Source organism: Vibrio sp. 99-70-13A1, from assembly GCF_013114625.1.
In the GTDB taxonomy this organism is placed as follows: Bacteria; Pseudomonadota; Gammaproteobacteria; order Enterobacterales; family Vibrionaceae; genus Vibrio.
The window spans coordinates 190,809-202,889 of record NZ_VTXD01000003.1; the positions used below are offsets into that span (position 1 = coordinate 190,809).

A 12,081-nucleotide genomic window follows, 5' to 3' on the forward strand; every position below is an offset into this window, starting at 1 on the left:
GCATCTCAAGGAATGAATATGATTGTTATTTATGGCATTAAGGCGCAACTCAACCCTATCAAACTTCAGCTATCCGATATTTTGCAGTTTTGCTTAAACAGCGAAATGGGTCTGCCTGACGATAAGCGAGCGCATCGCTTTGTCCCGCTAGATAAAGAAGATTTCTTTTACCCAGAAGGTCGCACAGATGCGTATACCGTTATTGAGATCAATATGATGGAAGGGCGAACGGTTCGTACGAAGAAAGCACTCATTAAGAAGATTTTTTCTGAGATTGAACTCAAGCTTGGGATTAAACCCATCAATATAGAGATCACTATCAAAGAGCAACCTTCGCACTGCTGGGGGTTTAGAGGAATGACAGGAGATGAAGCACAAGATCTTAGATACAAGGTGAATGTGTAGGTTTTTGTAGAATCTTTTGCTAAGCCTTATTTTTGGTTAGTCCTGCAGGTTTAATAACCTGATTTAGAAAGTCGGTGAGCTTAGTTAAAGCCCTCGTTTGATGAGAAAATGAAAGCGATTAAAAAAGACAAGTATGGGTTCATACTTGTCTGTTTTATGGGTCGAGCTTTAGTTTAAAACAGGTCTAAATCGTAAACCTATCGACTAACTCGTTCAGTTGATGTGCCTTGCCATTAAGATCTTGGCTGCCAACACGGTTATCGTTCGCTAATGAAGCGGATTGGTTACTTTGGTCTGAAATCACGGTAATACGCTGTGAAATCTCTTGCCCAACATGGCTTTGCTCCTGAGTTGCGGTTGCAATTAAAGAGTTCATATCCATGATTATATCGATAGAGCCTTTGATTTTTTCCAGTGCATCTTTGGCAGAGTTTGCTTCCGTAACGGCGCTCTTACTTCGAGACTGACTTGTGTCCATTGCTTTCACTGCATTATCGGAAGCGGACTTGAGTTGCTCAATCATTTTGTGAATGTCACCCGTACTTTCTTGAGTTCGGCTTGCCAATTTTCTTACTTCGTCTGCAACTACTGCAAACCCACGACCTTGTTCGCCGGCTCTGGCTGCTTCAATCGCTGCATTTAAAGCAAGTAAGTTGGTTTGCTCGGCTATATCTTGGATTACTTCAAGGGAAGACGAAATATTTCTTACATCACCTTCTAGTTTAGAAATCACTTCACTCGCTTGAGCCACTTCAGAAGCTAAGTCTTGCACGGAATGAACCGCAGAAGAGACAATCTCGTTTGCTTCATTCACGTTGTCTTCTGCATTCTTTGCTGAATCTGCCGCTTGATTCGCATTGTTAGATATTTCGTGAGCCGTTGAAGTCATTTCCGTCATTGCGGTCGCAACTTGGTCGGTTTCGAGTTGCTGCCCAGAAGCCAGTTCATCCACTTTGGCTGCTCTGCCCGACATGTTATTGGTTTCATCCACCACTTGTTGGCTGACCAAACTCACCTTTCCAATAATGTCTTGCAGGCTGGCGACAAAGATATTGAAGTTTGTAGTCAGGGTTTTAAATTCCGGTACCGATGAAATATCCATACGAGCGGTTAGGTCTGCATCACCACTTGCGAAGGCACGAATAGAATCATCAAATTGTTCAAGTGGTCGCATGATACTGCGGTTGATGTACATGGCAAAAATGATCACCACAACGGTAATCCCTAAACAAAATAAAGCGATGGTGACTAAACTTTTGTCGGCAATCTCTTTTGATTGTTTGTCCATCATAGCGATGGTGCTATCGACATCGTCAGTATAAAAGCCAGTACCAATCATCATGTCCCATTGCGGGAAAAATACAGAATAGCTCAGCTTAGGCTGCGGGATAGTTTGGTTTGGTTTTGGGAAGTAGTAGGTCGTGAATTTGTTCACTTTTGCATTTTTTAGGAGGTCCTGAATCAGGTAATTACCTTTCTTATCCTGTAAGTTGAAAAAGTTTTCACCAACCCCAGCATCAGATTGCCCTTGCAGAACACGAACCCCTTTTGATGTGTAGCCGAAGATGTAGCCATTTTCACCAAAGTTGATTTCTTTCAGTGTATTAATGGCATCTTCTCTTGTGCCATTGCTTGCAATGATAGGATTAAGAGCCGTTTTGGCTATATCGACATAAGATCTAAGCTCAGTCTTTTTAATTTCCATCATACTTTCATGGGTGGTTTGGATTTGTTTCTTGTTGAGGTTATTCAGCTCCATATAGCTCAAAGTCATCATGCCAATCGTGATAATAAGCAATGGGAATATGGACAGAATATAAAGTCGTTTGCGAATGGTAATACTCATCTTGGTTTCCTAATTGAGCTATAGGCAGTATTCACTAACCTTATAATTTTAATAGTTATCTAGTGAGCTTACTTTGAAATTATAAAACGAAATGTGAACAGATCGTTATTTATATATAGTTGCATGTAATTACAGTGTTAAGTGCTGACTTGTACTTTGTATTATTGGGTCTTATGTAAGTAAGCTGAGTGTAATTAAACCTGAAGAAACAAAATTTTATTCCTGCAGGCTTATTTTATTGTTGGTATTTATCTGTATTTACTCTTTGTAATGCTTTGATTGTTTTTGGTTTTAATCTATTTATAAATTTAAATGCTGTTGCCAATTTTGATTGATGGTTTCGTAGTTAAATATACAAAAATCTTTTCGGTCACTTAAATAGTTGTTCTCTACTTCATTCAGCAGGTTAGTGTGTTTTTCAGGGTCACTGCCGTAAACCAGACATAAGGTTGAAAAGTAACGCTGTAAATCAAAACTGTGCTCGTCAATATATTCGCCAAAATCGTAGTAGTCAGGCCTGTCTTCTGACTCAAAAGCAAACATATCTGCAGCACTAATAGCAGCATCATCGCCACCATCTATGTAGTTCAGCAATACGATGGTGGCGAAGTTGTCTACGGCGTCTTCTTCTTTCCCTAATATCGCAATATTTTGATCTTCAATATAAGCATGACCAGCTTCATGAAGCAGTGTATGTAAAAGAGTATCTATCGCGCCCAGTTGAGCGGGCTTATTGTACTTTTCGTCGTATTTATTCTTCGTAAAATAATCGATAGATTCGGCGTAGAAAGAGTAGGGAATATGAACGGTATGAGTTGCTGGGTCATACATCGGTCCCTCTTCCCCTCCGTATTGCATGAGTAGAGTGCTATTGAATGGGAAGATTTGTTCAGAAAGGTCAATGAGCGTATTGTTGATTCCACTTGCTTCGATTTCAGCTTTCAGAGACGCTTCAAAGTCATCTTGTGCAGGCAAGTATTCAACGGTCACGCTTTTTTTAGCATCAGCAGTACTTTGAGAATCACTTGTGCTGTCAGATGCACTAATGATTCCTGCCTGTAAAGGTGTACAGATCAAACAACTTATCCCTGTGAGCCATAGTGTTCTCATATTTCTCTCTTATTTTATCAATTCAATTCAGCTTTTTAGCATTCCTTTACTGAATATTGGTGTGTGAACGATATAACCTATTTATAGTTTAGATAATAACGGAAGTTTCGATAGTTGAATCACACATGTTCTTTATTACTTACTTTTTCAAGCTTGGCTTCATGAGCGTTTACTTGGCTTGTTTTACAAGTCGCGCTGCATTTTGGGTTCTGTGTAGCGAGCATCTAGTGAGTTATCAAGTGAGCGGGAAATAGTATAAAAAGGGTGTGCTGCTATCCGTAAGATAAAATTCGGTAGCGGCGTTTATTTATGCTATACTCCGCGCCCCAATCCGCGTTGGCTTGCTAAATTTAGGAAATTATTATGAGTGGTACAAACGAACTTCAACAAATTAACAACCGTCTAGACAAGTGTCGCCACAAGTTAGCGGCTGCTAAGGCTCGTAATGATCGTCCTGTCGTTAACCAATTTGAAGACGAAATCAAAAAGTTAACTAAGAAAATTGCACAGCTGAAACACAAGCAAAGCTTCGATGTGAACCAAGAGCGTAAAGCACTGGTTGATATGCCATTTCGTCGTGAAATTACGAAAGCAGAGCAAGCGGATATGGGTAAACTGAAAAAGTCAGTTAAAGGACTAGTGGTTGTTCACCCGATGACTAAAGTGGGTAAAGAACTTCGCCTTGAAGTGATGACTGGGTTTGCCCCGAAAAAATTCTAATTACCGATACGGTAATGAAAAAGGAGCTAGTGATAGCTCCTTTTTGCTTTTTTGGGGATTTGAAAAGTTACTTTGTGATGACATTAGTTACGTTTACTTCAAATCATAGGTTTGATTGTAATCACAAATTCTTTTGTTTTTTATAAAACTTAACTTGCCACTAACATAGGTTTGAACCTATTGAGTAAGTTAGTTTCTTTTTTAACCATGATTATCTTATCAACTTGCATACAGGCAGAACAAGAAACCAGTTACTGACAAATTGAACTCATTAGGGAAGATGAGAACGTAAAAATATAGAGGTTATATGAATCATTTAATTTCAATAGGGCCACTAGAATCTTTCCTAATCGCGATTAGTGTGTTGTTTCTAGGTCATTTTGTGAACGCAAAGCTCCCAGTACTTAAAAAATACAATATTCCAGAACCCATTGTTGGTGGGTTGCTTGTCGCTTTTGCTATCACAGGTCTTCACTTCAATGGTATCGATCTAGAGTTTTCTTTACCTTTACAAAACACCTTCATGCTGATGTTTTTCGCAACGGTAGGTTTAGCGGCAAACTATACTCAGTTAATCAAAGGTGGAGCGAAAGTCTTCCTGTTCTTAGGGGTGGCTTCAGTCTATATCATCATCCAAAACGGTGTTGGCGTGACGCTAGCAACGGCTCTCGGTTTAGAACCATTAATGGGGCTTATTGCCGGCTCGATAACGCTTTCTGGCGGTCATGGAACGGGTGCGGCTTGGTCTCAAACGTTTGCTGATACTTATGGTATTGCGAATACACTGGAAATCGCAATGGCATCTGCAACCTTTGGTTTGATCATTGGTGGCATCATTGGTAGCCCTGTCGCTCAAAAGCTTATTAACAAGAATAACCTTGAATCTGAATACGGCACGGGTACTCATACTCATGAACGTTTTCCTGAGCTAGTCACTTACAACGAATACGAAGAAGACAAGGTAACCGCAAAGAAGGTTATTGAAGTGCTGTTTATTCTTCTTATCTGTATTACTGGTGCTCGTTATTTAGAGCAGTGGGTGAGTACTTTTGAAATCACTTGGTTGATGATTCCTGACTTTGTGTACGCTTTGTTTATTGGTGTATTCATCACCAATGTGTTTGAAGTGACCAAAATCCATAAGACGGACAGCGAAACGGTCGATATTCTCGGTACGGTTTCATTATCGCTATTCTTAGCAATGGCCTTGATGAGCTTAAAGCTGTGGAACATTTTTGACCTTGCGATCCCATTCCTCGCTATCTTAGCGGTTCAGGCTGTGGTTCTCGGTATCTTCTCGTACTTTGTGACGTTCAAGGTTATGGGTTCAAATTATGATGCGGCGGTTATGGCTGGCGGGCACTGTGGTTTCGGCTTAGGGGCAACACCTACTGCTGTGATGAACATGGGTTCACTTGTGAATCGCTTTGGTCCATCACCTCAAGCTTTTATGGTGGTTCCCATTGTTGGTGCTTTCTTCATCGATATCGTTAACTTGATTATTCTACAAGGGTACATTTCCTTTATTGGATAATCGTACTCATTGGTAGATATAAACTCGAAAAGCTCTTCTATTTGGAAGAGCTTTTTTATTGCTCACGAATAAGATTTATTCTTTAAATGACTTCCAACATATTGATTCAAAAGCAAGAGATGCTTACAAGCACTTACACTCCTATGGAAACTGATGTGTTATTTTCGGTGCCATAAATAAATGAGCGTTGTGTTCTAGGAAGTAATCGATGATAAAGAAAATATTTTGTTGTTTGGCTCTAATTCCTAGCACGCTACATGCAGAGTCAACTGTGTATTTGAGCGGTGATTACCTGACGAATGGTTCTAAATACGCTCTGCAATATGGCTTTTATTTTACCGCTAGCCCTGAAATGAATTTTGGCTACGAATTGGAATACGCGAAATACAGCGACGATGTGCATTCATTCGGTTTGAACGTGAAACCGGTTTTCCCCTATGGGAACTTTTATGTGGCTCCTATCGGCGGGGTGCATTATTTCAATGACAATATTGATATGGCTTTTGTTTATGGCGGGGAAGTGGGTTATACGCAGGGGCGTTTGACGTTTCGAGTTGGCTATAAAGAAGCTTCTGAAGATTTTAAAAACAGTGACAATGTTTACGTTGGTGCTGGTATCAATTTCTAACTCTTATAGGCCCTTCTTGAGTTAGGTTTAGGCTGCTCTATTTATTTTATGTAAATAGAGGCAGCCAAATTTTTATTAGAATTAAATACCCGTTCGGTGAATGATCTGAGCGAGCGTGAAGAAATAAGAAATAAGAAATAAGAAATAAGAAAGAAGGAAGAGATGTGTTATTCCACAATCTCAACCTCCTCTATAATAGCTAAGCCAATTGCAGTTCACGTAATAGCGGGAAAGCAGCCTTGGGGTGGTTACCAGTGACAACGAACCCAACGAAGCTATTCGCATCGTTAAATGCTTTAGCTACTATGCCGTTTTGGGTAAATTCCGCTTCCCAGCGTGTTGCAGTCTGAATGTGCTTTCCTGACAATTGGATAGGATAACTCGGCGTTTTCACCTTGGTTAGCATCGGTGGTAAAGCTAAGTTACCTTCAGAACTGGTCAGTTGCTTTGCAAGAACGTTTGCAGACAAAATGGCAGGTTGTAGGTAAGCCATCACTCGCCCTTCAATTTCTGCGCAGTCTCCAATCGCAAAAATATTTCTGACGCTGCTAGACAGTGTTGAGTCAACCACAATGCCTTGATTGACGTCGATTCCCGCTTGTATCGCCAGCTCGATGTTGGGGCGAAGACCCGCAGCCGCGATTATTTCATCAAATACAATTTCATCCTCTTCAGTACGATTAGCTGAAGCCATCAGATGGTTAGTTACCTCTAGACCTGATGAACATGTGCGTAAAACTACATTATCATCATTATGTTTAGCTTCTATAATCGCCGTATTGGTTTTCACTCTGACACCACATTTGATGAGTTCTCGTTCCAGCTCATCAGACACAAAAGTGGGTAAAAGATTAGCCAATAAATGAGACGCAGGCTCGAAGACCGTGACTTCTTTACCTGCCACTTGTAGATCAAGCGCTAGCTCAACACCAATTAACCCGCCTCCAATAATGGCTATTCGTTTTGCAGCATCAATGCGAGGTTTGGATTGATGAAACTCGCTTAGGCTGTTCAAGGTGAGTACCTTGTTATGGTCCAGTCCTTTTACGGGCGGAACAAACGTACTCGCCCCTGTCGCCAATACCAATTTTGAATAGTGATGACGTTTACCATTCGCTTCAATGTATTGCACTTCGGCATTAATGCTTTCCACACGAGTGTGGGTATGGACAACAATATTGTATTGCTCAGCCACAGCGGCTGCGGTATTCAGCGTAAGATCTTCTACACTTTGGTTTTGGCTGAATACATGGGAAAGGCTCGGCTTGTTGTATTCAGCACCGTTATCCGACGTGAAGAGCTCAATAGCAATTTGAGTATCGATTTTTCTGAGCATTTTTATAGTCTGAAGTGCAGCGAACCCACCGCCTATAATGATGATTGGCTGCATGTTATACCTCTACAAACACTTCTTTGCCCAAGCTGCATTCTGGGCAAAGGAAGTAATCTGGTACTTGTTCCCAAGGTGTTCCTGGCTCTACATCTTGGTTTGGTTCGCCCAGTTGAGGATCGTAGATCCATTCGCAAACGGTACAGCGCCAGCAAGTGCAGTCTGAATTGTGGCTTGATTGCTCAACCTCAGCCTTAACTTCAATCTCTAAATCTGAATTGCAAACACTACTCTCAGCGTTCTGCTTAGTACTTGTTCCCGATTCTACAATTTGAGTTTTCTTGCGCTCAACTTGCTTTGGTTGGCATACCTCATCAGCATCCACTCGCCATACATCCGCGAGAGTCATGCCATAATCGATGCATTGTCGTAGCGCATCGGTATCGGGTTTCCAATGAATGTGCTGCGCAGGGCTAACTTCAAAGTTGGCTTCACGAAGGCGTGCATCAATACGTTTTACAGCACCACCAGTCCAGCCAGACGACCCAAATGCTGCGGCTCTTTTTTCAGCAAAACGTAGGCCATGTATCTCTTCCAATAACGCAGCGATTTGCGGCATCATTACGTTATTCATGGTTGAAGACCCAACTAACACGCCTTTTGAGCGGAAGATGTTGGCGAGAATGTCATTTTTGTCATGCTTAGAAATATTAAAGACTTTAATTGCTGTTTCTGGGCTGCTTTTACGAATACCTTTTGCGATGGCATCAGCCATCATTCGAGTGTTGTTAGACATGGTGTCGTAGACAATCGTAATACGATCTTCTTTATAAGCTTTAGACCATTCGTAGTACTGCTCGACAATTTGGGTCGCGTTATCACGCCAGATACAGCCATGTGAAGTGGCAATAACGTCAATAGGTACGCCAAGGCTTAATACTTCTTCTATCTTGGCTTTCACGAGAGGAGCGAAAGGGGTCAGGATATTTGAGAAATAACGTAAGCACTGATCATGAAGCTCTACTTGGTCCAGTTGATCATTAAATAGGTTTTCGTCGCAGTAATGTTGACCAAAAGCATCGTTACTGAAAAGTACTTCGTCACTGGTTAAGTAAGTAGCCATTGAATCCGGCCAGTGCAACATTTTCATCTCAACAAAAATAAGCTGTTTGCCGTTACCTATATCGAGCGCATCACCTGTTTTTACGGTTCTAAAATTCCAGTCAGGTTTGTGGTGATGACCAATAATGGAATTCACCCCAGCCTCTGTACAATAGATAGGTGTATTAGGAATTTTTTCGAGTAAAGCAGAAAGGGCACCTGAATGATCTTCTTCTGCATGCTGGCAAATGATGTAATCAATCTCATTGAGATCGATTTCCATTTCTAGGTTTGCTAGGAATTGATCGGTAAAGCGGTGGTCAACAGTATCGACAAGAACCGTCTTCTCTTCACGGATGAGGTACGAGTTATAGCTGGTACCTTTGTTCATGTGATATTCCTTGCCATGGAAGTGTTCAGTTTCCCAATCGTGAATACCAACCCAGTGAACATTGCCTTTAACGTGAATAGTCATAATGATAATACCTTATTAATGTTTTCTAAGGTCATCTTTGCACTAGTCATGCCATGTTTTTATCTTGTTGATTTTATAGGTTTATTGTTTTTAATCTTTAATTATAGTGTCAATGTGACATGGTGTTGAATTGAGTCCAAATGACTATTTAAGGTCTTTTTGTTTGTTCTAGATAAAATTATGTTCTATCTAGAGGATAAGAGGATAAGAGGATAAGAGGATAAGAGGATAAGAGGATAAGAGGATAAGAGGATAAGAGGATAAGAGGATAAGAGGATAACTCAAATTAAGGTTTCTATTTAAGCTTTTAGCACCAAATGCTTTGTTCATTAAAAAGTGTTTTACGCATAAAAAAGGCCAGGCTGAGCCTGACCTATTATTTAAAGCTGTATGTCTAACACAAGCACTATTGCTTAGTATTAAAGCGTTGTTACCACTTCATCAAGAGCTAGGCGAGCTTTTGGTTTACCGTGGTTGTAGTCTTCGCCTTCTTTATGGAAGCCGATAGCTAATGCTACATCAACAACGTGACCTTCTAGCTCATCTGCAAATTCTTCACCGATCATTGCAGCGTCAACACCTTCCATAGGGGTAGATGAGATGCCTAGACGAGCAAGCGTATGCATGATGTTACCCAGTGCAATGTAAACTTGAGACTTAGTCCAGTTACCGTTAAACCCTGTTTCGTCTGTGTTCATGTCAGCGAAAGCGTAAGCACCTAAGAATTGCTCGTACATTTCAGCTGGTAGATGGCCTGAACTTACTTCAGTGTCAGCACGTTTCGCGAATTTCTCTTTCGTGTACTTAGGGTCATGTGCGAAAAGAATAGTGTGTGACGCTTCTTTTGCATGAGGTTGGTTAAACTGGAACATGTTTTCGAAAGTATTGTGGAAACGTTGCTTCGCTTCGTCACTCTCGATGATGATGAATTTCCAAGGCTGAGAGTTAATAGAAGAAGCTGATAAGCGAAGCGCTTCTTTGATGATAGCCATGTCTTCCGCAGAAACACGTTTTTCAGCATCGTATTTTTTAACAGTGTAACGAGTGTTTAAATCAGTGATGATTGGATGAGTCATGTTGAATCCTAATATCTATAATACTAAATGTTGAAGGGTTTAATGTTCAATAACGTTCACAATAAACAGACAACCCATAAAATTTACAGAACTAATTAATATTTATTCTGTTTTAAATGGGCATCGACCTTACCCAATTATCGAATTTCTGCGGTAGCTCAAGTCGATGAACATAAGGTAATCGAAGTTGTGAATAAAAAAAATGGCAAAGATACCTAATTACTATGGGTTTAAATGTCCATAATGTGGTGGTTAGTGTGATGTTAAGCAGGTGTTGAGGTGCTAATTCACTCTTTTTCACCCAGTTATGTCCATATCAATCTAGGTAATGGTTTAGCGACCAATAAAATTATCAAGATATTGCGGATTGTGGACACAGGTGCTTTTCTAATAGAAAGATAGAAAGATAGAAAGATAGAAAGATAGAAAGATAGAAAGATAGAAAGATAGAAAGAAGAAGCTTGGGTAAAGCGTATTAGTTAATACGCTTTGATACCATATTGACGAAGCTTAGCGGGGAACACCTTATCTAGGTTAGCAATGTCTTCTGGAAATAATTCAATTAAAGCAAAGCCATGCTTTTCATAGATGAGAGTAGTGGCGATACGTTTCTCATCATCAACATTACCACTGTCTGTTCCCCAGTATTGAACATAGACTTTGCCAGATGGTAAGTAGAAATCACTCATCACATCTTGCTCAATAGGAAGAGGGCGCTCATAACCGTGTACTACACCTGCCATATAGAGCCAGTTATCTATGATCAGTTCTCCCTTTGAACGTACATAGTGCCCATCAAGTGTTCGATGTTTGGCTTCGAATTTTTGTCTGAAACTAGAAAATGAAACATCAGTGGAGTGACTTTCTGCATCCTGACCTAGAAACTCAACAACCGACTGGCGAAGTCTTTTGTGACGAACAATAGTATCGTGCCACGTCACATATTGGTTTTGGGTTTGCTTATCTTCGCGTTGTTCTCCACCTGCTTTTAGACCGGTTTCTGTCACTTGCCAGCCTTGATCGCTTTTTATGATCCATCCCAATTCACTCAGAAGTAGATTTATTTTCTTTGCACTCAATTCAAAGTGTTTGGCGACTTGCGTTGCTGTGAGTGTTTTGCCTGATGTGGATGCATGGTCAATCAGTAGGTTTTCAGGCCAGACGATAAATGTGCCGAACTTGCTGTGCTCAATATATTCCCCGCCGAATTTTTCACCGCGCTCCGTTAATACCCACTTATCTTGCGATCTCACTATATATCCAGCGACTTTGAGTTCATTGAAAAGTTGTTTTACTTCTATTTCTCTCAACTTTGCTATGGAGGAGGTTGAGCGTTTGTCTGGCATCTAATGTCCTTTTCACCACACATTGAACATGAATTGCATTTTATCGGGAAAATGAGAAGGAGTGAACTAGACTTTGTTTATCTTTTTCGTTCAAGTTTCTTTAGTTTTATCGTCCAGATTTCTTTAGTGATTGCACGGATCTGCTGTATGAAGCGAAATATCGTTAGTGGTTAGATAAAGACTCATACTTCTCTTATAGGGAGATATGTCGATCTAGATCACAAAGTGTTCGACCTGTGCGTTTTGGGTTTTATAAAGTACCAATAAAACGTCATGTTTATTTTGTAATTTTATTACAAATACTAAGATTTATATGAGTTATGATTTATATAACACACCGATGTATGCTGTACTGTTGTGCTGTTTTTCATTTAAAAATTATCCGCTTTATTAATAATGTGATCTTGGTCTCCATTTATTTTTTATATACATGGCTCTTAGTGTGATTTGAATCACTGGTTGTTGATAGTAATTATCAATTAAGTGGCTGTGTAATTAACATTCATGGTG

The 12,081-nt window shown here is 40.3% G+C and carries 10 protein-coding genes; 4 read left to right on the forward strand and 6 right to left on the reverse strand.

From position 1 onward, the window contains the following. Positions 1-18: 18 nt before the first annotated feature. Positions 19-405, forward strand: coding sequence for a tautomerase family protein (locus F0226_RS04265; RefSeq protein WP_171734478.1), 387 nt, complete (start codon positions 19-21; stop codon positions 403-405). 184 nt (positions 406-589) lie between these two features. On the opposite strand, the gene F0226_RS04270 is transcribed toward F0226_RS04265, so the two are convergent. After that, a complete protein-coding gene (locus tag F0226_RS04270; RefSeq protein WP_171734479.1) occupies positions 590-2,251 on the reverse strand; it encodes a methyl-accepting chemotaxis protein in 1,662 nt (553 codons plus the stop codon). Positions 2,252-2,551: 300 nt separating this feature from the next. Beyond that, positions 2,552-3,361: a DUF4344 domain-containing metallopeptidase gene (locus F0226_RS04275; protein WP_171734480.1), complete on the reverse strand. Its 810-nt coding sequence runs from the start codon at positions 3,359-3,361 to the stop codon at positions 2,552-2,554. A gap of 363 nt (positions 3,362-3,724) precedes the next feature. Here F0226_RS04275 and F0226_RS04280 point away from each other — a divergent pair, with 363 nt between their 5' ends. The 3 genes from F0226_RS04280 to F0226_RS04290 all read left to right on the forward strand — a co-directional run bounded on the left by F0226_RS04280 (position 3,725) and on the right by F0226_RS04290 (position 6,243). Then, on the forward strand, positions 3,725-4,081 hold the full coding sequence (locus F0226_RS04280) for a YibL family ribosome-associated protein (RefSeq protein WP_171734481.1): 357 nt from the start codon (positions 3,725-3,727) through the stop codon (positions 4,079-4,081). A 307-nt stretch (positions 4,082-4,388) separates the two neighbouring features. Continuing rightward, positions 4,389-5,615, forward strand: a complete 1,227-nt coding sequence (gene gltS / locus F0226_RS04285) for a sodium/glutamate symporter (protein ID WP_171734482.1) — start codon at positions 4,389-4,391, stop codon at positions 5,613-5,615. A gap of 208 nt (positions 5,616-5,823) precedes the next feature. Next, entirely contained in the window at positions 5,824-6,243 is a 420-nt protein-coding gene (locus tag F0226_RS04290; RefSeq protein WP_171734483.1) for a hypothetical protein, read from the forward strand. Between the two features lie 199 nt (positions 6,244-6,442). Here the strand turns inward: F0226_RS04290 and norW are convergent, their stop codons facing one another. The 4 genes from norW to F0226_RS04310 all read right to left on the reverse strand — a co-directional run bounded on the left by norW (position 6,443) and on the right by F0226_RS04310 (position 11,571). Further along, on the reverse strand, positions 6,443-7,633 hold the full coding sequence (norW, locus tag F0226_RS04295) for an NADH:flavorubredoxin reductase NorW (protein WP_171734484.1): 1,191 nt from the start codon (positions 7,631-7,633) through the stop codon (positions 6,443-6,445). Position 7,634: 1 nt separating this feature from the next. Further along, a complete protein-coding gene (norV, locus tag F0226_RS04300; protein WP_171734485.1) occupies positions 7,635-9,149 on the reverse strand; it encodes an anaerobic nitric oxide reductase flavorubredoxin in 1,515 nt (504 codons plus the stop codon). A 419-nt stretch (positions 9,150-9,568) separates the two neighbouring features. Then, the gene (locus tag F0226_RS04305) at positions 9,569-10,225 is read right to left on the reverse strand and encodes a nitroreductase family protein (RefSeq protein ID WP_171734486.1); all 657 of its coding nucleotides are present in this window, start codon (positions 10,223-10,225) and stop codon (positions 9,569-9,571) included. Between the two features lie 479 nt (positions 10,226-10,704). Next, positions 10,705-11,571, reverse strand: a complete 867-nt coding sequence (locus F0226_RS04310) for a glycerol kinase (protein ID WP_171734487.1) — start codon at positions 11,569-11,571, stop codon at positions 10,705-10,707. Positions 11,572-12,081 lie beyond the last annotated feature (510 nt).

Excerpts from the sequence above, each read along its gene's own strand:
- F0226_RS04265 (WP_171734478.1), top strand. The coding sequence starts at position 19 with ATGATTGTTATTTATGGCATTAAGGCGCAACTCAACCCTATCAAACTT.
- F0226_RS04270 (WP_171734479.1), bottom strand. The coding sequence starts at position 2,251 with ATGAGTATTACCATTCGCAAACGACTTTATATTCTGTCCATATTCCCA.
- F0226_RS04275 (WP_171734480.1), bottom strand. The coding sequence starts at position 3,361 with ATGAGAACACTATGGCTCACAGGGATAAGTTGTTTGATCTGTACACCT.
- F0226_RS04280 (WP_171734481.1), top strand. The coding sequence starts at position 3,725 with ATGAGTGGTACAAACGAACTTCAACAAATTAACAACCGTCTAGACAAG.
- gltS (WP_171734482.1), top strand. The coding sequence starts at position 4,389 with ATGAATCATTTAATTTCAATAGGGCCACTAGAATCTTTCCTAATCGCG.
- F0226_RS04290 (WP_171734483.1), top strand. The coding sequence starts at position 5,824 with ATGATAAAGAAAATATTTTGTTGTTTGGCTCTAATTCCTAGCACGCTA.
- norW (WP_171734484.1), bottom strand. The coding sequence starts at position 7,633 with ATGCAGCCAATCATCATTATAGGCGGTGGGTTCGCTGCACTTCAGACT.
- norV (WP_171734485.1), bottom strand. The coding sequence starts at position 9,149 with ATGACTATTCACGTTAAAGGCAATGTTCACTGGGTTGGTATTCACGAT.
- F0226_RS04305 (WP_171734486.1), bottom strand. The coding sequence starts at position 10,225 with ATGACTCATCCAATCATCACTGATTTAAACACTCGTTACACTGTTAAA.
- F0226_RS04310 (WP_171734487.1), bottom strand. The coding sequence starts at position 11,571 with ATGCCAGACAAACGCTCAACCTCCTCCATAGCAAAGTTGAGAGAAATA.